This window comes from Acuticoccus kandeliae, assembly GCF_003073115.1.
Map to the genome: position 1 here is coordinate 2,246,686 of NZ_QBBV01000001.1, position 22,556 is coordinate 2,269,241.

Consider the following 22,556-nt stretch of genomic DNA (forward strand, 5'->3'; position numbering starts at 1 on the left):
CGCCCGCGCACCGACGACAAAGGACGTCCATGAACACGATCACTGTGCTGACGCCGACCGGCACGCTCGGCTACGGCTTTGGCGACGAAGCGCTCGCGCGCGGCCTCGCGATGGGGGCCGACGTCATCGCGGTCGACGCCGGCTCGACCGATCCCGGCCCTCATTATCTCGGGTCCGGCGAGACGCTGGTGTCCCGCTTCAGCACGAAGAAGGAGCTGCGCAAGCTGATCCGCGCGGGGCGCGAGAAGAATATCCCGCTGGTGGTCGGCAGCGCGGGCGGCGCTGGCACGAAGGCGCACGTCGACTGGACCGCCGACATCGTGCGCGAGATCGCCCGCGAGGACGGCCTCCACTTCAAGCTCGCCACCATTTACTCCGACGTGCCGATCGAGCGCGCCAAGGCCGCTGTTCGCGCAGGGGAGGTGGAGGATTTCGAGGCGGGCTTCGAGCTCACCGAAGGGCTCCTCGACGAGACGGTCTCGCTGGTGGCGCAGATGGGTTTCGAGCCGATCGACGCCGCGCTGAAGGCCGGGGCCGATGTCGTGATCGCCGGGCGCGCGTGCGACGACTGCACCATCGCCGCCTTCCCGATCTCGAAGGGCGGCGATGTCGCCAACGCGATCCACATGGGCAAGATCCTGGAGTGCGGCGCGTTCTCGGCCGAGCCGTTCGCGATGGACGTCATGCTCGGCATTCTCGGCCCGGACCATTTCCACCTGGAGCCCGGCAGCGAGAAGCGGCGTGCGTCGATCGCCTCCGTCGCCGCGCACAGCCTCTATGAGCGGGAGAACCCCTACAAGCAGGCGGGGCCCGGCCACGTCCTCGATCTCGAAAAGTGCGCGTTCGAGCAGGCGGGCGAGCGGCGCGTCAAAGTCACCGGCGCCGTCTCGCACGACACGCCGGACTATTGGGTGAAGCTCGAGGGGGCGCGCATCATCGGCTATCGCAGCATCTGCGTCGCCGGCATCCGCTGCCCGTCCATGATGCCCGTCCTCGACGAGATCCTGGAGGAGACGCGCGCGGCGGTCGTCGAATATTTCGAGGATCCGACCCTCAAGGTCCTCTTCCACGTCTATGGCCGCGACGGCGTGATGGGCGCGCTCGAACCCGAGGCCGGCCAGCGCGGGCACGAGATCGGCCTCGTGATCGAGACCATCGCCGGCGACCAGGAGCTTGCCCACGCGGCGTGCCACAACGCCAGCGGCCGGCTTCTGCATCTCCACTACGAGAACCAGTACAACACCTCCGGTAACCTGGCGTTTCTCTATTCCCCTTCGGAGATCGACGCGGGGCCGGCGTACGTCTTCTCGGCTTATCACCTCATGAAATTGACGGGGCCGATGGAAATCTTCCCGACCCGGATCGAGGATCTTTGAGATGCCGCAGATGAAGCCGCTCCGTGACCTCGCCAAGGTCGTCCGCAGCAAGAATGCCGGGCCCTATCGCCTGACGATCGACGTCATGTTCGCGACCACCGAAGCCTACGAGGCGGTCCGCGACACCGGCGCCATCAACGAGGATGCCGTCGCCGCCGCCTACGGCATCCCTGTCTCCTCCGTCTCCTCGCTCTACGCGGTGGACATGGCGAACGCCTACAAGATCACGCTCGTGCGCCCGATCGCCCAGTGCGATCCGGGGGAGAGCGACGTCTATGGCTGCCAGCAGCACGTGCCGATCCTCAACCTCGCCATCCCCGCGGCCTGATCGATGCGGATCAAGAACACCTGGGCGCTGGTTCTTCTCGGGCTGCCGGTCGCGTTCCTGACGGCGTTCTTCATCGTGCCGTTCCTGGTCGTCGTCGTGACCAGCCTGAAGGACGCGGAAGGGGCGTGGACGGGGGCGAACTACGCCCGGATGCTCGGCGACGTCTACTATCTGGAGACGATGCTCGTGACGCTGCGCATCGCGCTCTGGGTCGTGATCACCACCTTCGTCATCGGCTATCCGCTCGCCTACTACATGACGATGGTCGTCAAGAACAAGCTGATCCGGCGGCTGTTTTACGTCATCATCGTCGTGCCGCTGTTCACCAGCAACATCGTGCGCGCGTTCGGGTGGATCGTGCTTCTCGGACGGCGCGGCCTCGTCAACGACGCGCTGCTCTCGCTCGGCATCATCGAGCGGCCGATCCTGTGGCTCTACACCGAGACCAGCATCGTGATCGGCCTCTCCTACATCATGACGCCGTTCATGGTGCTGACCATCGCGAGCGTGCTGCAGAATATCGACCGCTCGCTGCTCGACGCCGCGCGCGACCTCGGCGGCAGCGCGCCGGCGACCTTCTGGCTGGTGACCTTCCCGCTCTCCATTCCGGGCGTCGTGGCGGGCTCGCTGATCGTCTTCACCCTCAGCGTCAGCGCTTACGTCACCCCGGCGATTCTCAGCGGCGGCAAGGTGATCGTGATGCCGATGCTGATTTTCCAGCAATACGCCTCGGTGTTCAATTTCCAGTTCGGCGCGACGCTCGCGGTCGGGCTCCTGGTGACGACCTTCATCATCATCATCGCCTACCTCTTCTGCATCGAGCGCAAGGGGAAGACAGCATGAGCGTGGTCTCGTCAGCCGCCCCCGCGCCGCGACCGCGGCGGCGCCTCCGCCTCAGCCCCGCGAGCGTTGCCATCGGCGCATTCGCGTGGGCGGGCCTCATCTTCATGGCGCTGCCGCTCGTGGTGATCATCTCGGCCTCCTTCACGGAGACCGAATATCTCGCCTTCCCGCCGCACGGCTTCACATGGCGCTGGTACGGCGCCTTCCTCGGCGACCCGTCCTACATCCATTCGATCGTGCTCAGCGCGAGCCTCGCGGTCGGCGCGACGATCGGGGCGACGCTCCTCGGCGTCCCGGCCGCGCTTATCCTCGCGCGCGTGCCCTTTACGGGGTCGAAGGCGATCGCGGCGCTCTTCCTGTCGCCGCTCATCCTGCCGGTCATCGTGATCGGCGTTGCGATCCTCCAATACGCCTCGGCGCTCGGCTTCGCGCGCACCTTCACGGCGCTCCTCGTCGGCCACATCGTGATCGTGATGCCCTACATCGTGCGCACGACGCTCGCCGCGCTCGCCGGCTTTCAGATCTCGATGGAGGAGGCGGCGCAGGATCTCGGCGCCAGCGCGACCGAGACCTTCTTCCTGGTGACGCTGCCGCAGATCAAGCCGGGGCTCATCGCCGGCTGCATCTTCGCGTTCATCATCTCGTGGATCAACGTGGAGCTCAGCGTCTTCAACACGACGGCGAACCTCCTCCCGATCCCGGTCAAGCTCTTCAACTACATCCAATACAACGTCGATCCGATGATCGCCGCGGTGTCGGCCGGCACGATCTACGTGTCGATCGTGATCGTCGTCATCGTCGACTGGACCATCGGCATCGACAAGGTCACCGGCACCCGATGAGCCAGCGCACCCCGTTCCCTTTCAACGAGATTGGAATGTCATGCTCACTTCGCGACTGATCCACACGATCGACTCCCACACCGGCGGTGAGCCGACCCGTCTCGTGATGAGCGGCATTCCCGTGCGCGGCAGCACGCTGCTCGAGCAGCGCGAATATATGCGCAACAATTGCGATGCGCTGCGCGCCGCCATCACCCGCGAGCCGCGCGGCCATCGCGGCATGTTCGGCGCCGTGGTCTGCCCGCCGACCCGCCCTGAGGTCGATTTCGGCATCATCTGGTTCGACCATGACGGGCGCTATCTCAACATGTGCGGCCACGGCTCGATCGGCATCGGCATCACCGCCGTCGAGTGCGGCCTGGTGCCGGTCGTGGAGCCGGTGACGACCATCAATGTCGACATGCCGGCCGGGCTCGTCACGATCGAGGTGAAGGTCGAGAACGGCCGCGCCGTCGACGCGACGATCACGAACGTCCCGTCCTTCCTCTACATGAAGGACAAGCGGATCAATGTGCCGGGCTATGGCGATCTCGACGTCGACATCTCCTTCGGCGGCTCCTTCTTCGGCGCGATCCGCGGCGAGCAGATCGGCGTCGAGGTGGTGCCCGAGAACGTGCGCGAGCTGGTCGCCGCGGGCCTTGCCATCCGCGACGCCTTCAACGCGCAGGTGAGCGTCGCCCACCCGACGCTCGATCACATCCGCTCGGTCGACCTCGTGACCATCTACGGGCCGGGCAAGGCGCCGGGCGCGAAGTACAAGAATATCCACGTCTTCAGCGACGGCTCGTTCGACCGCTCGCCCGGCGGCACCGGCACCTCGCACATGATGGCGCTCCTGATCGGTCGCGGCGAGATGGCGCCGGACGAGAAGATCATCTCCGAAGGCATCACCGGATCGACCTTCCGCGGCTCGATGTCGGGCCCGGTGAAAGTCGGCGAGTTCGACGCCTACATCCCCCGCTTCACCGGCGAGGCCTACGTCACCGGGATCCATCAGTTCGTGATCGACCCGAAGGACCCACTCCAGGAGGGCCTTTCCATTGGCTGAACCGGCAATCGCCGATCCGGTCCCCGATGCCGGCGCGCTCGGGGATCTGCGCGTCCTGGAGCTCGGCTCGATGCTCGCCGGCCCCTTCGTCGGCAGCCTCCTCGGCGATTTCGGCGCCGAGGTGATCAAGATCGAGAAGCCCGGCAAGCCCGACGCGCTGCGCGAGTGGCCGCCCCACAAGGGGGAGGTGCCGCTCTGGTGGAAGACGATGGCGCGCAACAAGCGCCTCGCGACGCTGGACCTCTCCAATCCCGGCGCGCGCGACGTGGCGCTCCCGCTGATCGGTCGCGCCGACATCGTGATCGAGAATTTCCGCCCCGGCACGATGGAGCGCTGGGGCTTCGACCCAGCGGTTCTCGCCGAGACCTTCCCGCACCTCATCTGGGTGCGCGTCAGCGGCTATGGGCAGACCGGCCCCTATGCGGGGCGCGGCGGCTACGCGACGATCGCGGAGGCCTATAGCGGCCTTGCCTCCTTCGCGGGCTATGCCGACCGGGGGCCGATGGTCTCCGCCTTCCCGATGGGCGACTATCTCGCCGGCACGTTCGGGGCCTACGGGGCGCTCGCCGCCGTCCACGCGCGTGGACGCACCGGGCGCGGGCAGGTGGTCGATGTCAGCCTCTTCGAGCCGCTCCTGCGCATCATCGAGTCGGTCGCCGTGCGCTACGACCAGACCGGCGCGCTGAAGCCCCGCCTCGGCAACCAGATGGAAGAGGACGTCCCGCGCAACATCTACGCGACCTCGGACGGCCACATCGCGGTGAGCTGCGGCTCGCAGCGCATCTTCGAGAACCTTCTCAGCGCCATGGACCGGCTCGACCTCGCCACCGATCCGCGCTTCGGCTCGATGGCCGCGCGGGTGGAGCACCGCGACGCGATCGACGCCATCGTCGGCGACTGGATGAAGGGGGTCGACACCGACACCGCCGAGGCGCGCCTCTCCAGCGCCGGCGTGGTGGCGGGGCGGGTCAACGACATGGCCGCCGTCATGGACGATCTCCACATCGCCGCGCGGCAGGCCTTCGCCACCGTCGCCGACCCCGATCTCGGCCCAGTGCGCATGCCCGCGCCCGTGCCGCGCCTCTCGGAAACGCCGGGCCGGATCAAGTGGGCCGGCAAAACCTCCGGCGCGGACAACGACTACGTCTTCCGCGACATCCTCGGCCTCGCGCCCGCGAAGATCGCCGCGCTCAGCGCCTCCGGCCTCATCTGACATCCCGACAAAGTATTCCGCACCATGTCCTCACGCCTCCTTCCCCGCGATATCGGGATCCTCGGCTATGGCTCGACGCAATACGTCAAGAAGACCCAGAAGCCGCTGATCACCGAGCTCGCGGAGGCCGGCCGCGCCGCACTCGCGTCCGCGGGCCTCAAGAAATCCGACATTGACGGCATCGCCATCGGCGCCTTCGAACTGCCGCCCGACAACACCGTCACCACCGCCGAGCAGCTCGGCCTCTCGCCCTCCTGGGCCTATCTCACGACGGGCGGCGGGGCGGGTCCGGTCGCCTCTGTGATCCAGGCGATCCGCGCCATCGAGGCCGGGCAGGCGACCACGGTCCTGTGCGTCGCCGGGGACGTCTACGATGTCGACGGCCTCTTCAAGCTCCTCGACAATTTCGGCGACGCGCTCACGAGCTACGGGACGCCCCACGGCTTCGGCGGGGCGAACGGGCTCTTCGGCATCGTCCAGCGCAAGCACATGGAGACCTACGGGACGCGGCGGGAGGATCTCGGCCGCATCTCGGTCGACCAGCGAGCCAATGCGCGCGCCAATCCGGCGGCGCTCCTGCGCGGCCCGATGACGATCGACGATTATCTCAACGCGCGCATGATCGCCGACCCCATCCGCCTCTTCGACTGCGTGCTTCCGTGCGCGGGCGCGGAGGCGGTGATCGTCGGCGCGCTCGACCGGGCGCCGGCGGGCAAGGGCGTGCGCGTCCTCTCCGGCTACGAGCAGCACAACCATCCGGCCGGCGAGATCAGCCCGCTGCGCGGCGGCTGGGAGCTCTTCCGCGACCGCCTCTATGACGATGCCGGCCTCGGCCCCAAGGACATGCAATTCGTCCAGGCCTATGACGACTATCCGATCATGGCGGCGATCCAGATCGAGGATCTCGGGTTCTGCGAAAAGGGGGAGGTCGGCCCCTTCCTCGGCGCGAACACCATGACATTCGACGGCTCGTTCCCGCTGAACACCGGCGGCGGTCAGCTCTCCTGCGGCCAATGCGGGGCGGGCGGGGGCATGATCGGCCTCACCGAGGCCGTGCGCCAGCTCCGCCATGAGGGGGAGGGGCGTCAGGTTCCGAACGCCACCCGCGGCCTCGTCTCCGGCTATGGCATGATCGGCTACGGCCACGGCCTCTCCACCAGCAGCGTCATCCTGGAGCGCGCATCGTGAGCGACCCCACCCTGAAGGACTACCCGCAGCCGCGCAGCCATCCGCACAACCGCCCCCTCATCGAGGGCTGGAAGGAGGGCAAGCTCCTCCTCCAGCATTGCGGGGATTGCGGCGCGGTCGTGTTCTATCCGCGGCAATTCTGCCCCGACTGCTGGTCCGACGCGCTCGAATGGCGCCAGGCGAGCGGGCGCGGCACGGTCGTGTCCTATTCGCTGGTCCACCGGCCGAACATGCCCGTTTTCCTCGACGAGGTGCCCATCGTCCTCGCCGAGGTGAAGCTCGCGGAGGGGCCGCCGATGCTCACCCGCATCGTCCATGTCGACGCTGGAACGGTTTACTCCGGAATGCCCGTAGAAGTGGTGGCGCCGGACGAGGCGGCGCGCTATCCCCTGCCTACGTTTCGACCTGCGACACTCTGATTCCTAGTCTGGGCGCTCACAAGGTCCTCCAACGCGTGAGGCGTGAATGCGCAGGCTCCATTCTTTCGTCTGGGTTGCGCCAGTCCATTCGTTACCGGTGGTGTGCGCGCTTGCCGTTCTCTCGCGCACGCTGCTCGTTACGCTCATCCCGCTGACCGCCTACGCCCAGCTCGGCTCGGCCGAGCGGGTGAGCGTCCTCTACCTTATCGCGAGCTTCACCGGCGTCGGGGCGAGCCTCACGATGCCGCTCGTGACGGGCCGTCTCGGGCGCGCCGCGTCGATGGTGCTGTGCACCACCGTTGCGTGCACGGCAGGCGTCCTCCTCGCCTTCGGCAACACGTCGATCTTCATTGTCGGGATGGGCCTGCAGATCTTCTCGACAACGGCGTTCGAGATCGTCCTCGCGCTCTATATCCAGGACAAGATCCCCCGCAGGCAGCTCGCCCAGTTCGAGCCGTGGCGTGTCTTCCTCGCGGCCTCCGCGTTCATGTCGGGCCCCTGGCTCGGGGTCTGGATCGCGCAGTCGGTCTACTGGCTGCCCTACGCGATCAGCGGCGTCGCGGCGATCGCCGCCACGGCGCTCGTGCTGACGCTGCCATCGCTCGCCGAGACGCGGGTGCGGACGGCGAAGCGCACGCCCTTCAACCCGGCCGCCTTCGCGCGCCGCTATTTCCGCCAGCCGCGGCTGCGCCTCGCATGGCTCCTCGCGATGGGGCGGTCCTCGTGGTGGGCGCTCTTCATCCTCTACACGCCGCTCTTCGCGGTCTCGTCGGGGCTTGGCCCGGAGGTCGGGAGCGCGCTCGTCTCGATCGGGTCGGGTGCGCTGCTCCTCGTCCCGATCTGGGGCATGATCGGCCGGCGCATCGGCCTGCGGCGCCTCCTCGCCATCGGCTATGTGCTCACGGGGACGGCGACCTTCCTCGCGGGTCTCACGACCGGTGAGCCTTGGATCGCGGGCGGGATGCTGGTCGCCGCCGCGGTCGCCGCGAGCGTGGTCGACGCGGCGGGCAACGTCCCTTTCCTGCGGGCGGTGCGTTCCTATGAGCGGCGGGAGATGACGTCGGTCTTCACGACCTATCGCGACACCGCCCAGATCATGACACCGGCCTTCGGCGCCGCCCTCATCTCGATCGGCGGCTTCGCGAGCGTCTTCGCCATTGGCGGCGTCCTGTGGGTGGGCCTCGCCCAATATTGCCGCTTCCTGCCCCGCCGCCTCTGAAGCGGGGCGGGCGCGCGCCTCAGACGGCGCCCTCCGCGCGCAGCCGGTCGACATCGCTCGCCCCGTAGCCGAGCTCGCGCAGGATCGCGTCGCTGTCGCCGCCGAGCGTCGGCGCGCCTGTGGGCGGCACATGGTGGCCCCGCATCTTGATCGGCAGGCCCACGAAGCGCCCGTCCGACCCCGGCGCGACCGGCTCCACCATGGCGCGATGCTTCACCTGCGGATCCTCCAGCGCCTCGGCGACGGTGTTGACCCGGCTCACCGGCACGTCCGCCGCCTCCAGCCGCTCCAGCCATTCCGCCTGCGGGCGGGTCGACAGCACCGCCTGGAGCATCGGCTCCAGCGCGCTGTGGTGCGCGTTGCGGGCGGAGCCGTCGACGAAGCGCGGATCGGCGACGAGCGCCTCCACACCAAGGGCGCCGCACATGCGCTCCCACTGCGCGTTGGTGTCGACGCAGATGGCGATGGGGCGGTCGGCGGTGGCGAAGACCTGGAAGGGGGCGACCAGCGGATGGCGGCTGCCGAGCCGCCCCGGCGTCTCGCCGACATTCAGCACGCGCGCGACGGCGTTCTCCATCAGCGCGAGCTGGCAGTCGAGCATCGCGACGTCGAGGTGCGTGCCCTCGCCGGTGCGGTGCCGGCTCTCGATCGCGGCGAGGATGCCGATGACGGTGAAGAGGCTCGCCCCGATGTCGCCGATGGAGGTGCCGACGCGGCAGGGGCCGCCGTCCGGCTCGCCGGTGATGCTCATCATGCCGGAGAGTGCCTGCGCGATCACGTCGAAGGCGGGCTTGTCCCGGTAGGGGCCGTCCTGGCCGAAGCCGGAGATCGAGGCGTAGACGAGGCGCGGATTGACCGCCTTCATCGCCTCGTAGCCGAGGCCGAGCCGGTCCATCACGCCGGCGCGGTTGTTCTCCACGAGAACGTCGCTGCGGGCGACGAGCGCGCGGAAGACGTCCTGCCCGGCGGGTGATTTGAGGTTTAGCGTCAGGCTGCGCTTGTGGCGGTTGACGCTCGTGAAATAGAGGCTCGCGTCCTCGAAGAAGGGCGCGATGATGCGGGTAAAATCACCCGCGCCCGGCCGCTCCACCTTGATGATCTCGGCCCCCAGCGCCCCGAGCACCCAGGTGCAGTAGGGGCCGGAGAGCATGTGCGTGAGGTCGAGCACGCGGATGCCCGCGAGCGGGCCCGTCGGTGCCGTGTCTTCGGTCTTCATTCCAGTCATTCCTGAAGGTGGCGGCGCCGGTGTCAGCGCCCGGACCAGACCGGGCGGCGCTTTTCGAGAAAGGCGCTCACGCCTTCGGCGTAGTCGGCGGAGGTGTAGCAGCGGGCGATGAGGTCGTCGTCCGGGATCGCCCCGATCGCCGCCTCCCGCATCCGCCGCATGGCCTCCTTGGTCGCGCCGAGCGTCAGCGGTGCGAAGCTCGCGAGTTCGAGGGCGACCTCTGCGGCGCGCGGCAGGAGCGCGTCGTCCGTCTCGCTCACCTCGCGCACGAGGCCGGTCTCCAGCATCTCCGGCGCCTGCCAGAGGCGCGCGCTGAAGATCATGTCCTTCGTGCGCCCCGGTCCGACGAGATCGGCAAGGCGCGAGAGGTTGCGCACCGTGAGGCAGTTGCCGACGGTGCGCGCGATCGGGAAGCCGAAGCGGGCGGACGGCGCGGCGATGCGCACGTCGCACGCCGCCGCGAAGATCGCGCCCGCGCCGATGCACGGCCCGGCGATGGCCGCCACCGTCGGGAGCGCGAGCGCTTCAAGTGCGGCGACGACCGACTCGGCGTGCGCTTCGAGCGCGAGCGAGGAGTCGAGCCCGGTGCTGGCGCCAAGGTCGCCGAAATCGGACCCCGCCATGAACGCGGCGCGCTTGCCCGGCGCGCCCGTGAAGACGACCGCGCCCACCTCCCGCGAGGCCGCGAGCTCGGCGAAGAGGGCGAGGAGGATCTCCTCCATCTCGTGCGTCATCGCGTTCATCGAGGCGGGACGGTTGAAGACGACCCACTGCACGGCCCCATCGCGCATGCAGTGGATTGGCGGGGATCCCTCGGGGACCGGGAGTGGCGTGGCGCTCATGCCTGGGTTTTCCGTGGGTGTGGGGGCGGGCGGCGTCAGTAGTCGCCGGTGGTCGCGCCGCCGTCGGTGACGAGGGTCTGACCGGTCATGTAGCTGGCGTCGTCGGAGGCGAGGAAGGCGACGACCGCCGCGATCTCCGCAGGCTGGCCGATGCGGCCGATCGGGGTCTTGTCGGCGTAGCTCTGGCGCAGCGCATCGGGCACGTCGGCGAGGATCGCGGTGTCCACCACGCCCGGCGCGACGGCGTTGACGAGGATGCCCCGCTTCGCGCCTTCGAGCGCCGCGGTGCGCGTGAGACCGACGATGCCGGCCTTCGCCGCCGCGTAGTTGGCCTGACCGAACGAGCCGAAGACGGCCGTCGACGCGATGTTGACGATCCGGCCCCAGCCGCGCGTGCCCACGAGCTTGAAGGCGGTCTGGCAGCCGAGCCATGTGCCGCGGAGGCTGATGTCGATGACGCTCTGCCACTCCTCGTCGCTCATCTTGGCGAGCGTGCGGTCGCGGACGATCCCGGCGAGGTTGACGACGATGTCGACCCCCGCGAACGCATCCGGCAGCGCGGCGACCATCGCCTCCCAGCTCGCCCGCTCGGCGACGTCGAGCGTGACCCCATGGGCCGCGAAGCCGTCGGCCCGGAGCGCCGCCGCGACGCTTTCGGCCGCAACGCCGTCCCGGTCGGCGACGATGACGGCCGCGCCCTCGGCCGCGAGCCGGGTGCAGACCGCGCGGCCGATCCCACCGCTGCCGCCGGTGACGAGCGCGACATGGCCGCCGAGCCGTGTGCAGGTCATGACAGATCCTCCGCCGGCCGGCGCGCGACGAGGAAGGTGTCCTCGCCGTCCTGCACCGTGACGCCGTCCTGTTTCTTGAGCCGCATCGCGACGCGCACGACGCCGCGGTCCGGCTTTGAGGCGCTCGGCCGGACCTCCAGCACCTCCGCCTCCACCTGGAGCGTGTCGCCGGCCATCACCGGGCCGACGAAGCGGCGGCGCGTCTCCAGGAAGGCGAGGATCGCGAAATCGTCGACCGTGGAGCGCATCCCCGTGCTCATCGCGTGGCCGAGCATCCCGTGGGCGATCGGGCGGCCGAACGGGGTCGCCTTCGCGGCCTCGGCGTCCATGTGGAGCGGGTTGAAGTCGCCGGTGAGGCCGGCGAAGAGCACGATGTGCGTCTCCGTCATCGTGACGCGGGTGGATAGATAGACCGCGCCCGGCTCGATATCGTCGAGATAGAGCGTGCTCATGCGCTGACCCTCTCGGTGAAGACCGGCAGGCTGATCGTCTCGTTGAGGTCCTCGAAGCTCACCTCGACGGGGAGGCCGATCGCGAGCCGATCGTCCGGCACGTCGACGAGATGGGTGAAGACGAGCGGCCCTTCCTCGAGCTCGACGAGCGCGCAGACATAGGGGGTGGGGATGCCCTCGCCGCCATAGTGGACGACTGAGTAAGAGAAGACGGTGCCCTTGCCGGATGCCTCCACCCACTCCGGCGTCTCGTGCGGGGCGGCGAGCGAATGGGCGCGCGGATACCACTGGAACGCGCCGGTGCGCGGGCACTTCTGGAGGAGGAGGCGCTTTTCCCGCGCGGCCTGCCAGAAGGGCTCGGTCAGCGCGTCGGGGACCGGGAGGGTGCGCTCGGTCATGGTGTGGGCCTCCTGCGGTGCGTGTCGTGGCGGGGCATCGGGCGCGGGCTCAGACGGCGAGGATCGCGGTGGCGGCCGCGCAGAAGGTGCCGCCGAGGCCGTGGACGAGTGCGGTGCGCGCATCCTCGACCTGCACGCCGGGGCCTTCCCCGCGAAGCTGCCGCACACCCTCGATCATCGCGAAGATGCCGCGCTTGCCGGGGTGGTTGGAGGAGAGGCCGCCGCCGTCGGTGTTGGTCGGCAGGCGGCCGCCGATGCCGAGATGGCCGGCCTCCACGAACGCGCCGCTCTCGCCCTTGCCGCAGAAGCCGAGGTCTTCGAGCGCCAGCATGGGAGTGATGGTGAAGGCGTCATAGATCTCGGCCACATCAATCGAATCGTGCGCGATCCCGGCGTCCGCGAACGCCTTCGCGCCGGAGATCTTCGCGGGGGTCGTCAGGTCCTTCGGGATCTGGCTCACCCCGGTGCGCGCAATCGCGCTCCCGAACCCCGTGATGTGGACGGGGCGCTTGCGGCAATCGCGCGCCCGCTCACGGCTCGTCATCACGATCGCGCCGCCCCCGTCGGTGACGACGCAGCAATCGAGCTTGTGGAGCGGGGAGGCGATCATCGGCGAGGCGAGCACGTCGTCGACGCTGATCGGGTCGCGGAAGCGGGCGTCGGGATTGTTGGCGGCGTGGGCGCGGAAGGTGACGGCGACCTGCGCGAGCTGCTCCGGCGTCGTCCCGTAGACGTGCATGTGACGCTGGGCGAAGAGGCCGTAGGTGGCGATGATGGTCGGTCCGTAGGGGAGCTCGAACTGGCCGGGGCCGGCCGGCAGCACGAACGGATCGAAGGAGGGCGTCGTCAGCGGCCACCAGCGCGGCGCGGAGGCGTAGGAGATGACCACGACCTCGGCGAGGCCGGCCGCGATGGCGGCGGCGGCCTGCCCGGCATGCACGATATAGGAGCAGCCGCCGACATCGGTGCTGTTGAAATAGGTCGGCGTGATGCCGGCATATTCGGCGAACTCGGTCACGCTCGTGACGCCGCCGCCCTCGGCCCAGTCGCTGGAGGCGACGCAAAGCCCGTCGACGTCGGAGAGGGCGAGCCCGGCATCGTCGAGCGCGGCGGTGACGCACTCCATCTGGAGCGCGAACGGGTGCTTTTGCGGGGCGCGCCGCGACGGGTGCTCGTAGACTCCGACGATGGCGGCCTTCTCCGTGGCGTCGCTCAATCTCTGCTCCGGGCGGTTGCAATCCGTTGACGTACGTCCACCATAAGCACCGGTAGAGGGGCGAAAAGCAGTTCGTGTGGGTGCAGTTGGTGCAGAAAATGCACGGATGGCCCGACCGACGCCAACCGCACGAGAGGGATCATGTCCAATATGCGCCGCCGGCTCCCGCCGCTGATCGCGCTGCGCGCCTTCGAGGCGTTCGCCCGCACCGGGGTCGTGCGCACGGCGGCGGAGGAGCTCGCCGTGTCGCACACGGTGGTGAGCCGCCACATCCAGAATCTGGAGGCCGCGCTCGGCGCGAAGCTCGTCAAGAAATCGGGCCGCGGGCTGGAGTTGACCTTACAGGGCGTGCGCTACGCCTCACACCTCACCGAGGCGTTCAACCTCATCGCCGAGGCGAGCGACGAGGTCTGGCGTGGGCCGGAGGAGCCGATCCACGTCTGCTGCATGGCGGGCCTTGCCTCCCGCCGGCTCCTCGGGCGGCTGCCGAAGCTCGAGGCGCGGCTCGGCGGGCAGGAGGTGATCCTGGAGCCGATGACGCGGCGCGCGAACTTCGCCCGCGGCGAGGCGCACGCCGAGATCACCTATCTCGTCCATCCCGAGTGCGGTCCGGGGCTTCGCATGGAGCTTCTGTGCCGGCCGCGGATCGTCCCGATCGCGAGCCCGTCCTTCCTCGCCGCCCACCCGTCGGTGAAGACGGTCGGGGACCTCCTGTCGCTGCCGCTGATCCACGAGCGGTCGACGCGCGAATGGCAGACGTGGCTCGCCCAGCTCGGTGAGACGCGCACGGCGCGCCTGCGCGGCCCGCGCCTGTGGCACGGCCACATGACGATGGAGGCGGCGCTGATCGGCCAGGGCGTCGCGCTGGTGAGCGAGCTTCTGGCGGAGGACCGCGTCGCGGCGGGCGACCTCGTGGAGGTGATCCCGAGCGCGGTCTATCTCGGCGGCTATTATTTCATTGCCCCGGCGCGCCGGTGGAACGACCCGCCGATCGCGAGCCTCTTCGCCTGGCTCGCGGAGGATCTCGCCAATCCCTCCCGCCGGGTGGGGGAAGGGGCGGTGCGGCCCGTGTCCGACGTCGAGGCGTGAGGCGATCCGGGGCTTCGGGGCGTCACCGGCGTGCCGGTGTGGGCGCGAAAATCCTATTGGATGCAGTCATTTGAACTGATCTCTTTATTAGCCAGTTTTCGCCCAGATAGACTTGTTCCAAAAGATTAGAGCCGCGCGGAAATCTGTCTGCGGTGTCCATCCTCCACGGCATCAAGAACTGCGAGAGGCGCGACAGAAGTCGTGCCGATCATGCGCGCGGGAGATGCCTTTTCCTGGAGTGGATTGTCGGGAGGTTGCCAAGAATGGCGTGTCGATGGTGACCGAATGTCATCGTCGTTGACTCCATACGGAACGATCGACAATCTATTTCGACATGTATGAAGGGAAATACGACGTAATTCTGCATTGTTGACGATAGATTATTTGTATTATTTCGGTGGTTCGACTTTGCGGGTGCGTTGTCGCCATTGCGGCCTTGGTTCTTGGAACGTGTGCGGGACAATAACGGAGAACGACTTGTGACGATGCGATACAGAACACTCTCTATTCTGGCGGCCGTCTCGGTTGCCTTTCTGGTGCAGCCGGCCGTTGGCGAGGAGCAGCACTGCAAGCTGTATCCGAACGGGGGACTTCTCTCCCAATCCTATGAGCTCGTCGGCGAGGCGGCCTGCAAGGCGTCGTGCTCGCAGACCAACGGGTGCACCGCCTGGTCCTACACGCCGCACAATTTCAATCCCAAGAACGGGCCCGGCGAATGCCGCCTCATGGCCGAGGTCGCGGAGGAGGTCGCGGACGCGCGCGACTATTGCGGCCGCATGTGAGTGCGCCCTTCAGGCCCTCGCCGTTGGACGAGCAATCGATTGCCCGATGGCGAGGGGCGAAGAGGGTGATTGGCTACGGCCGGTCCGGCGTTCGATCGGCCCGAACGAAGATCAGCACTTGAGGAAAACGCCCGTGATGAAGATGTTTTGGATTGCGGCCATCGCGCTTGGCATGGCCACCCCGACGCTTGCGCAGGACTACGAGCATTGCTCGATCACGCCGGTGGATCAGGTCGGTTTCATCGACAGCTTCACCGCCATCGACGATTGCGTCGCGGCGTGCAAATCGACAGAGGGCTGCGACAGCTGGTCGTTCCGCCCGCACAGCTTCGACAAGTCGATGCCGGGCCAGTGCAAGCTGATCAAGGGCGTCTTCAAGAAGGAAGAGACCGACAAGTCCTTCTGCGGTCAGCTATGACCGCCACGGCCCGGCATCGACACGCAAGGCGCCGGGCCGCCGCGATCGCGCTCGCCACGGCGCTGTCCGGGGCGATCCACGCCCCGGAGGCCCGCGCGGAGGGGCCGCTCGCCTTCTCCGACCTCGTCGCGCTGAAGGATGGCGCGGACGCGTGCTGGGTCCGCGACTATGACAACGCCCACCTCGCGCGCCACCCCGACCAGACCGTGACGCGCATGGCGCTGTCGCTCGACGTCTTCCACGACAGCGACCCGCAGACGCCCTCGCTCGGCTTCCTCCTCACCGCGCGGCGGCGGGGCGGGGACGGCGAACCGGGCGCAGTCGGGCGCTGCCAGCAGCGGGATGACGGCGTCGCGTGCTATGCCGAATGCGATGGCGGCGGCTTTCTCCTTCGCCGCGCCTCGTCCCCCGGCGCGATCCTCCTCGACATGCGCCATGTCGGCTGGCTCCGCCTTCACGATTGCGACGAGACCGAGGGCGACACACCGCGCAACCCGCCGCTCACCCCCGGCAAGGACGACGCCGTCTTCCGCCTCGACGCCGCTCCGATGGCGCGCTGCACCGGCCCATAGGCGCGCGCGGTCGAGGCGGCGCGACGCCCATTCCCATCGCCTCGATTGTCCACTATAGTGACGATATGGCCACGGGTGATGTCGACAGGAATATTGGCGCGCGGATCCGGATCGAGCGGGAGAGCCGGGGGTGGTCGCTGACCGAACTCGCGACGCGCGCCGGGATCTCACGCGCGATGATCCACAAGGTCGAGCGTGGGGAGAGCAGCCCCACCGCGCAGCTCCTCGGCAAGCTTTCGGGCGCGTTCGGGCTCAGCATGTCCACCCTCATCGCGCGGGCGGAGACCGGTGAGGGGCGGATGCTGCGGGCCGCCGACCAGCCGACATGGACGGACCCCGAGACCGGCTATGTCCGCCGCCACATCTCGCCGAAATCGGAGCTTCCCCTCGACCTCGTGCGCGTGACGCTCCCCGCCGGCGCGCACGTGCCGATGCCCGCCTCGGCCTACGCCTTCGCGCGCCAGCTCATCTGGGTGCTGGAGGGCGAACTCGTCTTCATCGAGGGCGCGGTGCGCCACGAGATGGCGTGCGGCGACTGCCTGGAACTCGGCCCGCCCATGGACTGCGCATTCGCGAACGAGAGCGCGGCCGACTGCACCTATCTCGTCGCCCTTCTCACGACGGCATAAGGTCCGACGCGTTGCCGGCGATCGTCCACTATGTTAGACGATGCAAAGGGTGAATTCGACGGAGGGCGGGATGGACATTCGCGACGCCGTGGCGGCCGACATCCCCGGCATCACGGCCATCTATAACGACGCCGTCCTCAACACGACGGCCATCTGGAACGAGATCGTGGTGGACGAGGCGAACCGCCTCGCGTGGCTGGAGGCACGCCGGGCGGCCAACTATCCCGTGCTCGTCGCGGCCGGAGCGGACGGGGCGGTCCTCGGCTACGCCTCGTTCGGGGACTGGCGGGCGTGGGACGGCTATCGCCACACGGTCGAGCATTCGGTCTATGTGCGGGCGGGGCAGCGCGGCGCGGGCATCGGCGCGGCGCTGATGGCGGCGCTCATTGACCGGGCGCGCGCGTGCGGCAAGCATGTGATGGTCGCCGGGATCGAGGCGGACAATCTCGCCTCCGTCCGCCTTCATGAGCGGCTCGGCTTCGAGAAGACCGGCCACCTCAAGGAGGTCGGCACCAAGTTCGGCCGCTGGCTCGACCTCGCCTTCCTCCAGCTCACGCTCGACCGGAACGCGCCGCCCGCCGCCTGAACGCGCGCCCCTCAGGGCGCGACGCGCGCGCGGTTGGCCGCCGCGAAATCCTCCAGCGCGGTCGCGGCGCGGCCCAGGAGTCGCGGCAGTTCGTCTCGCACCATGTTGTCGGCCGGGGTGTAGGCGGTGGCGATGTGGGAGAGGTCGAAGGCGCGCCAGTCCGGCAGGCCGGCGGCGAGTAGCCGGGCCTCGAACGCCGCCGGGGCGACCGGCTCGTAGCGCACCTCCCGCCCCGCGACGGCGGCGAAGATGGCGGCGATCTCGGCATAGGTGTGCGCGGCGGGCCCGGTGAGGGCGTAGCGCCTGCCTTCATGGGCGGCGGGGTCGGCGAGGACCGTCGCGGCCGCCGCGCCGACGTCCCCGGTGTCGACGACGGGGAAGCGCGCCGTGCCCATCGGGGCGACGAGGCGGCCCTCGTTGCGCATCATGTCGGCGGCGCGCAGGAGGTTCTGCATGTAGAGGTGCGGCTGAAGGATCGTCCACGCGAAGGGGCCGGACGTCACCATCCTGTCGACCTCCTCATGCTCGCGCATCAGGGCGACGGGGGAGGCGGGCGAGGCGCCGATCGCCGAGAGCTTCACGATGTGGCGCACGCCCGCCCGCTCGGCATGGGCGAGCACGCGGCGGTGCTGGGCGACCGATTCCGGACTGTCCCGCCCGGCGAGAAACAGGGTGTCGACACCGTCGCAGGCCGCGGCGAGGGCGCGATCATCGTCAAAACCGCCGGGGATGATCGCGACGGCGGGCGGAAAGGCGTGCCTGGACGGATCCCGGACCAGCGCCCGGGCGGAGATGCCCTTGGCGAGGAGGCCGGTCAATGCGGCGTTGCCGACCTGGCCGGTCGCGGCTGTTATGAGTATCAAGCTCGATCCTCTCACGTCCCCCGTCGCATAGCGCAAGAAGGCATCCGCAATGAAGGGCTACTGGCTGATCCACGCAACCGCCGTCTCCGACCCGTCGGCGAACGAGACCTACAACCGTCTCTGGAAGCCGATCGCGGAGAAATATGGCGCACGGATCAACGCGCACGGGACGGAGATCATCCACAAGGAGGCGCGGGACTCGGCGCGGGTCGTGACGGTCGAGTTCCCGTCCTACGCGATCGCCAAGGCCTGCTATGAGGATCCTGCCTACCAGGAGGCGCTGGAATACGCGCTGAAGGCCTCGCGGCGCGACCTTCTCATCCTGGAAGGCGAGCTCGCCTAGAAATGAAAAGGGGCGCGCTCGCGCACGCCCCTCGATCGTCCGGCGCGGCCGGGCCGGGTCAGACCGCCGGGAGGCGGTCGATCAGCTTGTCGAGCGTCACCGGATAGTCCCGCACGCGCACGCCGGTGGCGTTGTGGACCGCGTTCGCGACCGCCGCCGACACGCCGCAGAGGCCGAGCTCGCCGACACCTTTCGCCTTCAGCGGGGTCGAGGCCGCGTCGGGCGTGTCGAGGAAGATCACCTCCTGGCTCGGGATGTCCATGTGGACGGGCACCTCGTAGCCGGCGAGGTCGTGGTTGACGAAGAAGCCGTAGCGGGTGTCGACCGCGAGCTCCTCCATGATCGCCGCGCCGACGCCCATGGTCATCGCGCCGATCATCTGGCTGCGCGCCGTCATCGGGTTGAGGATGCGCCCCGCGTCGCAGACGGCCAGCATCCGCCGCACGCGGATCTCGCCCGTATAGGCGTGGACGCCGACCTCGACGAAATGCGCGCCGAAGGTCGCGAGCGAGAATTCGCCGCTGCGGAAATCGCCGAACTCGATGGAATCCTCGGCCGCGATCTCGCCATCGGCGATCGAGCCCAGCGGCCGCGAGGCGTTGCCGATGCGCACCATCCCGTCCTCGAGGACGATCTCGTCCGCTGCGACGCCGAGGTGCTCCGCGATCGCCTCGCGCAGCGCGACGCACGCGGCGTAGACGCCGGCCGTCGCGCTCGCCGCGCCCCACTGGCCGCCGGAGCCGGCCGAGACGGGGAAGCGCGAATCGCCGAGCTCCACCGACACCGCCCCGATCTCGACGCCCAGCACCTCCGCGGCGGTCTGCGCCATGATGGTGTAGGAGCCGGTGCCGATATCGGTCATGTCGGTCTCGACCCGGACCGTCCCGCCCGGCATCAGCACCACGCGGGCGCCGGATTTCGTGGCGGGCGCGCCGCGATAGGCGCCCGCGACGCCGTGGCCGACGAGCCAGACGCCGTCGCGCGTCGCGCCTGGCGCGGTGTTGCGGTCCGCCCAGCCGAAGCGCTCCGCACCGGTCCGCAGGCACTCCACGAAGTGACGCTGCGAGAAGGGAACGCCGCTGCCGGGATTCACCTCGGTGTCGTTGACGACGCGGAACTCGACCGGGTCCATGCCGAGGCGCTCGGCCATCTCGTCCATCGCGATCTCGAGCGCCATGAGGCCCGCGGTCTCGCCCGGCGCGCGCATCGCGTTGGAGTTCGGCAGGTGCATCGGGATGTTGCGCTGGACCATCAGACGGTTCGCGCCGGCGTAGAATTCCTGCGTCGGGGCAATCGCGTTCTCGCCGCCGCGCGCGTGGAGGGCGTTGGAGGCGTTGTCGTGGCCGATCGCGGTGATGCGGCCGTCCCGCTCCGCGCCGATCCGGATGCGCTGGATCGTCATGCCGCGATGGGTCGTGTTGTTCGCGATCATCGGGCGCGGCAGCATGACCTTGACCGGACGGCCGACCTTCTTCGCCGCGAGCGCGGCGAGGACGGCGTCGGCGCGCACGAAGAGCTTCGTGCCGAAGCCGCCGCCGAGGAAGGGGCAGTCGAGGCGGATATTGTCGGCCGGAATGCCGAGCGCCTTCGCCATCGACTGGCGGCCCCACTCGATCATCTGGTTCGAGGTCCAGAGCGTCAGCCGGTCGCCGTCCCACGCGGCGAGCGTCGCGTGCGGCTCCATCATCGCGTGGCTCTCGGCGGGGGTCGTGTAGGTCTCGTCGAGCGTCACGGGCGCGGCGGCGAAGGCGGCGTCGAAATCGCCGACATTCGAGGCGGGCTCGAAGTCGTGATGTCCGGCGGCGTCCACCGCGAGGTCGAACGAGGCGGCCGTGTCGGTCTCGTATTCGACGGTGAGGAGGTTCGCCGCGGCGCGCGCCGCCTCGAAGCTCTCCGCGACCACCACCGCGATCGCCTGGTGGTAGTGAATCACGTCGCGCCCGCCGAAATGGCGCACCGGGTCGTAGGCGAAGAGCTCCTCGATCGGGTCGTGCTCCAGCGTGGTCACGATGCCGACGACGCCCGGCGCGGCCTCGGCCGCGCGGGTGTCGATCGCGGCGATGCGGCCCTTCGCGATCCCCGAGCCCACCGGATAGCCGTAGGCCTGCCCGGCGGCGACGTCGTGCCGCTCATAAGCGTAGGGGGCGGTGCCGGTCGTCTTGCGCGGGCCGTCGATGCGCGGCACCGGCTGGCCGACCACCTTGGCCTTGTCGAAGAGGTTCTCGCCTGCGGGACTGTCGAAACGCATGGTCTACTCCTGCGGCGCGGCAAGGACGGCCGCGAGCGTGCGCTCGGCGAGGGCGACCTTGAAGGCGTTGTGTTCGGTGGGGTTGGCCTCGGCGAGGATCCCCGCCATGGCTGCCGACGCGCCCTCGGGGAGCGCCGCTTCCGCGCCCTCCACGCGCCAGGGCTTCGGCGCGACGCCGCCGAGCGCGACGCGGCCCGACCCGTCCGACTGGACGACGGCCGCGACGGAGACGAGCGCGAAGGCGTAGGACGCGCGGTCGCGGACCTTGTGGTAGGCGTGGCGGCCGCCGATCGGGGCGGGCAGCGTCACGGCGGTAATGATCTCGCCGGGCTCCAGCGCATTCTCCACCTGCGGCGTGTCGCCGGGGAGGGCGTGGAAGTCGGCGATCGGGATCGACCGCGTCGCGCCCTCGGCGTCGGTGGTCTCGACGGTGGCGTCGAGGACGCGCATGGCGACGGCCATGTCGGAGGGGTGCGTCGCGATGCAGGCATCGGACGTGCCGATGATGCCGAGCTGGCGCGAGACGCCCTCGATCGCGGCGCAGCCCGAGCCGGGATTGCGCTTATTGCAGGGCATGTTGGTGTCGTAGAAATACGGGCAGCGGGTGCGCTGGAGGAGGTTTCCGGCGGTCGTCGCCTTGTTGCGCAGCTGCCCCGAGGCGCCGGCGACGAGCGCGCGCGTCAGCACGCCATAATCGCGCCGCACGCGGGGGTGTGCGGCAAGGTCCGTGTTGCGCACCAGCGCGCCGATGCGCAGGCCCCCCTCGTCGGTGTCCCCGATGGTGTCGAGGCCGATGCCGTTGACGTCGATGAGGTGGGTGGGGGTCTCGATCTCGAGCTTCATGAGGTCGAGGAGGTTGGTGCCCCCGGCGATGAATTTCGCGCCCGGCGTCGCGATGGCGGCCGCCGCGGCGGCCTCGGGCGAGGTGGCGCGCTCGTAGGAGAAGGCTCTCATGCTTCGGTCTCCGCGACCTCGTTGATGGCGGCGAGAATGTTCGCGTACGCACCGCAGCGGCAGATGTTGCCGCTCATGCGCTCGCGGATCTCGGCGTCGCTGACCGTGATTTCGGCGTTGATGTCGGCGGTCACATGGCTCGGGATGCCGGCCTTGATCTCGGCGAGGACGGCCTTCGCCGAACAGATCTGGCCCGGCGTGCAGTAGCCGCACTGGTAGCCGTCATGGGCGATGAACGCGGCCTGCATGGGGTCGAGATCGTCGGGCGTGCCGATGCCCTCGATCGTCTCGATCTCGTCGCCCTCGTGCATCACGGCGAGCGTCAGGCAGGCATTGATGCGGCGGCCGTTGACCATGACGGTGCAGGCCCCGCACTGGCCGTGATCGCAGCCCTTCTTGCTGCCGGTGAGCTGGAGGCTCTCGCGCAGCGCGTCGAGGAGGGTGAGGCGGTTGTCGGCGGTGAGCTCACGCGCCACGCCGTTGACGGTGAAGCCCACCTTGGTCGAGACGGCGGCGGCAGGGGCGGCGGCCGCCGCGCGTGCTGCCGGGGCCTGCGCCCGCGCGCCATAGGGCAGCGTGGCGGCGACGGTGGTCGCGGCGCCCGCGACCACCACATGTCGTCGGGTCACGTGGAAATCGGGTCCTTTGGTCATCGATGCCGTTCCTCAGTCT

The 22,556-nt window shown here is 69.1% G+C and carries 26 protein-coding genes; 16 read left to right on the top strand and 10 right to left on the bottom strand.

The features are described 5' to 3' along the window. Positions 1 to 29 precede the first annotated feature (29 nt). From DBV35_RS10205 to DBV35_RS10245, 9 genes are all read left to right on the top strand, one after another. Positions 30 to 1,376, top strand: a complete 1,347-nt coding sequence (locus tag DBV35_RS10205) for an acyclic terpene utilization AtuA family protein (RefSeq protein WP_108660035.1) — start codon at positions 30 to 32, stop codon at positions 1,374 to 1,376. A 10-nt stretch (positions 1,377 to 1,386) separates the two neighbouring features. Then, entirely contained in the window at positions 1,387 to 1,704 is a 318-nt protein-coding gene (locus DBV35_RS10210) for a DUF4387 domain-containing protein (RefSeq protein WP_108660663.1), read from the top strand. A 3-nt stretch (positions 1,705 to 1,707) separates the two neighbouring features. After that, on the top strand, positions 1,708 to 2,547 hold the full coding sequence (locus DBV35_RS10215; protein ID WP_108660036.1) for an ABC transporter permease: 840 nt from the start codon (positions 1,708 to 1,710) through the stop codon (positions 2,545 to 2,547). Next, a complete protein-coding gene (locus DBV35_RS10220; protein WP_108660037.1) occupies positions 2,544 to 3,389 on the top strand; it encodes an ABC transporter permease in 846 nt (281 codons plus the stop codon). The genes DBV35_RS10215 and DBV35_RS10220 overlap by 4 nt, the downstream gene beginning before the upstream one ends. Positions 3,390 to 3,429: 40 nt before the next feature. Next, positions 3,430 to 4,437 (top strand): proline racemase family protein, encoded by a 1,008-nt coding sequence (locus DBV35_RS10225; protein WP_108660038.1) that lies wholly within the window; start codon positions 3,430 to 3,432, stop codon positions 4,435 to 4,437. Then, a complete protein-coding gene (locus DBV35_RS10230) occupies positions 4,430 to 5,650 on the top strand; it encodes a CaiB/BaiF CoA transferase family protein (protein ID WP_108660039.1) in 1,221 nt (406 codons plus the stop codon). Before DBV35_RS10225 ends, DBV35_RS10230 begins: the two co-directional genes overlap by 8 nt. A 24-nt stretch (positions 5,651 to 5,674) precedes the next feature. Continuing rightward, a complete protein-coding gene (locus DBV35_RS10235; RefSeq protein ID WP_108660040.1) occupies positions 5,675 to 6,838 on the top strand; it encodes a thiolase family protein in 1,164 nt (387 codons plus the stop codon). Continuing rightward, positions 6,835 to 7,257 (top strand): Zn-ribbon domain-containing OB-fold protein, encoded by a 423-nt coding sequence (locus tag DBV35_RS10240; protein ID WP_108660041.1) that lies wholly within the window; start codon positions 6,835 to 6,837, stop codon positions 7,255 to 7,257. The genes DBV35_RS10235 and DBV35_RS10240 overlap by 4 nt, the downstream gene beginning before the upstream one ends. 100 nt (positions 7,258 to 7,357) lie before the next feature. Next, positions 7,358 to 8,476 carry an MFS transporter gene (locus DBV35_RS10245; protein WP_157961665.1) on the top strand — a complete coding sequence of 373 codons (1,119 nt, stop codon included), beginning with the start codon at positions 7,358 to 7,360 and terminating at the stop codon, positions 8,474 to 8,476. 19 nt (positions 8,477 to 8,495) lie between these two features. On the opposite strand, the gene DBV35_RS10250 is transcribed toward DBV35_RS10245, so the two are convergent. The 6 genes from DBV35_RS10250 to DBV35_RS10275 are packed head-to-tail and all read right to left on the bottom strand — an operon-like array spanning position 8,496 to position 13,400. Further along, positions 8,496 to 9,692: a CaiB/BaiF CoA transferase family protein gene (locus DBV35_RS10250; RefSeq protein WP_205648543.1), complete on the bottom strand. Its 1,197-nt coding sequence runs from the start codon at positions 9,690 to 9,692 to the stop codon at positions 8,496 to 8,498. A gap of 32 nt (positions 9,693 to 9,724) precedes the next feature. Next, entirely contained in the window at positions 9,725 to 10,543 is an 819-nt protein-coding gene (locus tag DBV35_RS10255) for an enoyl-CoA hydratase (RefSeq protein ID WP_108660044.1), read from the bottom strand. Positions 10,544 to 10,578: 35 nt separating this feature from the next. After that, on the bottom strand, positions 10,579 to 11,334 hold the full coding sequence (locus DBV35_RS10260; RefSeq protein ID WP_108660045.1) for an SDR family oxidoreductase: 756 nt from the start codon (positions 11,332 to 11,334) through the stop codon (positions 10,579 to 10,581). Continuing rightward, on the bottom strand, positions 11,331 to 11,786 hold the full coding sequence (locus tag DBV35_RS10265) for a MaoC family dehydratase (protein ID WP_108660046.1): 456 nt from the start codon (positions 11,784 to 11,786) through the stop codon (positions 11,331 to 11,333). Before DBV35_RS10265 ends, DBV35_RS10260 begins: the two co-directional genes overlap by 4 nt. Further along, the gene (locus DBV35_RS10270; protein WP_108660047.1) at positions 11,783 to 12,184 is read right to left on the bottom strand and encodes a Zn-ribbon domain-containing OB-fold protein; all 402 of its coding nucleotides are present in this window, start codon (positions 12,182 to 12,184) and stop codon (positions 11,783 to 11,785) included. The genes DBV35_RS10265 and DBV35_RS10270 overlap by 4 nt, the downstream gene beginning before the upstream one ends. Positions 12,185 to 12,233: 49 nt before the next feature. Further along, positions 12,234 to 13,400, bottom strand: coding sequence for a thiolase C-terminal domain-containing protein (locus tag DBV35_RS10275; protein WP_108660048.1), 1,167 nt, complete (start codon positions 13,398 to 13,400; stop codon positions 12,234 to 12,236). 141 nt (positions 13,401 to 13,541) lie between these two features. Between DBV35_RS10275 and DBV35_RS10280 the strand changes: the two genes are divergently transcribed. The 6 genes from DBV35_RS10280 to DBV35_RS10305 all read left to right on the top strand — a co-directional run bounded on the left by DBV35_RS10280 (position 13,542) and on the right by DBV35_RS10305 (position 17,476). Next, positions 13,542 to 14,489 (top strand): LysR substrate-binding domain-containing protein, encoded by a 948-nt coding sequence (locus tag DBV35_RS10280; RefSeq protein WP_205648544.1) that lies wholly within the window; start codon positions 13,542 to 13,544, stop codon positions 14,487 to 14,489. 479 nt (positions 14,490 to 14,968) lie between these two features. Next, a complete protein-coding gene (locus DBV35_RS10285; protein ID WP_170134905.1) occupies positions 14,969 to 15,271 on the top strand; it encodes a PAN/Apple domain-containing protein in 303 nt (100 codons plus the stop codon). Between the two features lie 133 nt (positions 15,272 to 15,404). Next, positions 15,405 to 15,689 carry a hypothetical protein gene (locus DBV35_RS10290; RefSeq protein WP_157961667.1) on the top strand — a complete coding sequence of 95 codons (285 nt, stop codon included), beginning with the start codon at positions 15,405 to 15,407 and terminating at the stop codon, positions 15,687 to 15,689. Then, positions 15,686 to 16,261, top strand: a complete 576-nt coding sequence (locus tag DBV35_RS30170; RefSeq protein ID WP_157961668.1) for a hypothetical protein — start codon at positions 15,686 to 15,688, stop codon at positions 16,259 to 16,261. Before DBV35_RS10290 ends, DBV35_RS30170 begins: the two co-directional genes overlap by 4 nt. A 65-nt stretch (positions 16,262 to 16,326) precedes the next feature. Further along, on the top strand, positions 16,327 to 16,890 hold the full coding sequence (locus DBV35_RS10300; RefSeq protein WP_108660052.1) for a helix-turn-helix domain-containing protein: 564 nt from the start codon (positions 16,327 to 16,329) through the stop codon (positions 16,888 to 16,890). A 70-nt stretch (positions 16,891 to 16,960) separates the two neighbouring features. Then, complete coding sequence (locus tag DBV35_RS10305; protein WP_108660665.1) at positions 16,961 to 17,476, top strand: GNAT family N-acetyltransferase; 516 nt, start codon at positions 16,961 to 16,963, stop codon at positions 17,474 to 17,476. Positions 17,477 to 17,487: 11 nt separating this feature from the next. Here the strand turns inward: DBV35_RS10305 and DBV35_RS10310 are convergent, their stop codons facing one another. Then, a complete protein-coding gene (locus tag DBV35_RS10310) occupies positions 17,488 to 18,339 on the bottom strand; it encodes an NmrA family NAD(P)-binding protein (protein ID WP_157961669.1) in 852 nt (283 codons plus the stop codon). Positions 18,340 to 18,388: 49 nt separating this feature from the next. Between DBV35_RS10310 and DBV35_RS10315 the strand changes: the two genes are divergently transcribed. Next, positions 18,389 to 18,682: a DUF1330 domain-containing protein gene (locus DBV35_RS10315; protein WP_108660054.1), complete on the top strand. Its 294-nt coding sequence runs from the start codon at positions 18,389 to 18,391 to the stop codon at positions 18,680 to 18,682. A gap of 58 nt (positions 18,683 to 18,740) precedes the next feature. Here the strand turns inward: DBV35_RS10315 and paoC are convergent, their stop codons facing one another. Genes paoC through paoA form a run of 3 tightly spaced genes read right to left on the bottom strand, consistent with a single transcriptional unit; the run spans position 18,741 to position 22,537 of the window. Beyond that, the gene (gene paoC / locus DBV35_RS10320) at positions 18,741 to 20,930 is read right to left on the bottom strand and encodes an aldehyde oxidoreductase molybdenum-binding subunit PaoC (protein WP_108660055.1); all 2,190 of its coding nucleotides are present in this window, start codon (positions 20,928 to 20,930) and stop codon (positions 18,741 to 18,743) included. 3 nt (positions 20,931 to 20,933) lie between these two features. Further along, complete coding sequence (locus DBV35_RS10325) at positions 20,934 to 21,884, bottom strand: FAD binding domain-containing protein (protein ID WP_108660056.1); 951 nt, start codon at positions 21,882 to 21,884, stop codon at positions 20,934 to 20,936. Then, a complete protein-coding gene (gene paoA / locus DBV35_RS10330) occupies positions 21,881 to 22,537 on the bottom strand; it encodes an aldehyde dehydrogenase iron-sulfur subunit PaoA (protein WP_108660057.1) in 657 nt (218 codons plus the stop codon). Before paoA ends, DBV35_RS10325 begins: the two co-directional genes overlap by 4 nt. Between the last annotated feature and the right edge of the window lie 19 nt (positions 22,538 to 22,556).

Excerpts from the sequence above, each read along its gene's own strand:
- DBV35_RS10205 (WP_108660035.1), top strand. The coding sequence starts at position 30 with ATGAACACGATCACTGTGCTGACGCCGACCGGCACGCTCGGCTACGGC.
- DBV35_RS10315 (WP_108660054.1), top strand. The coding sequence starts at position 18,389 with ATGAAGGGCTACTGGCTGATCCACGCAACCGCCGTCTCCGACCCGTCG.
- DBV35_RS10250 (WP_205648543.1), bottom strand. The coding sequence starts at position 9,692 with ATGAAGACCGAAGACACGGCACCGACGGGCCCGCTCGCGGGCATCCGC.
- DBV35_RS10210 (WP_108660663.1), top strand. The coding sequence starts at position 1,387 with ATGAAGCCGCTCCGTGACCTCGCCAAGGTCGTCCGCAGCAAGAATGCC.
- DBV35_RS10325 (WP_108660056.1), bottom strand. The coding sequence starts at position 21,884 with ATGAGAGCCTTCTCCTACGAGCGCGCCACCTCGCCCGAGGCCGCCGCG.
- DBV35_RS10300 (WP_108660052.1), top strand. The coding sequence starts at position 16,327 with ATGGCCACGGGTGATGTCGACAGGAATATTGGCGCGCGGATCCGGATC.
- DBV35_RS10270 (WP_108660047.1), bottom strand. The coding sequence starts at position 12,184 with ATGACCGAGCGCACCCTCCCGGTCCCCGACGCGCTGACCGAGCCCTTC.
- DBV35_RS10215 (WP_108660036.1), top strand. The coding sequence starts at position 1,708 with ATGCGGATCAAGAACACCTGGGCGCTGGTTCTTCTCGGGCTGCCGGTC.
- DBV35_RS10305 (WP_108660665.1), top strand. The coding sequence starts at position 16,961 with ATGGACATTCGCGACGCCGTGGCGGCCGACATCCCCGGCATCACGGCC.
- DBV35_RS10280 (WP_205648544.1), top strand. The coding sequence starts at position 13,542 with ATGTCCAATATGCGCCGCCGGCTCCCGCCGCTGATCGCGCTGCGCGCC.
- DBV35_RS10260 (WP_108660045.1), bottom strand. The coding sequence starts at position 11,334 with ATGACCTGCACACGGCTCGGCGGCCATGTCGCGCTCGTCACCGGCGGC.
- DBV35_RS10225 (WP_108660038.1), top strand. The coding sequence starts at position 3,430 with ATGCTCACTTCGCGACTGATCCACACGATCGACTCCCACACCGGCGGT.
- paoC (WP_108660055.1), bottom strand. The coding sequence starts at position 20,930 with ATGCGTTTCGACAGTCCCGCAGGCGAGAACCTCTTCGACAAGGCCAAG.
- DBV35_RS10235 (WP_108660040.1), top strand. The coding sequence starts at position 5,675 with ATGTCCTCACGCCTCCTTCCCCGCGATATCGGGATCCTCGGCTATGGC.
- paoA (WP_108660057.1), bottom strand. The coding sequence starts at position 22,537 with ATGACCAAAGGACCCGATTTCCACGTGACCCGACGACATGTGGTGGTC.
- DBV35_RS10255 (WP_108660044.1), bottom strand. The coding sequence starts at position 10,543 with ATGAGCGCCACGCCACTCCCGGTCCCCGAGGGATCCCCGCCAATCCAC.
- DBV35_RS10265 (WP_108660046.1), bottom strand. The coding sequence starts at position 11,786 with ATGAGCACGCTCTATCTCGACGATATCGAGCCGGGCGCGGTCTATCTA.
- DBV35_RS30170 (WP_157961668.1), top strand. The coding sequence starts at position 15,686 with ATGACCGCCACGGCCCGGCATCGACACGCAAGGCGCCGGGCCGCCGCG.
- DBV35_RS10220 (WP_108660037.1), top strand. The coding sequence starts at position 2,544 with ATGAGCGTGGTCTCGTCAGCCGCCCCCGCGCCGCGACCGCGGCGGCGC.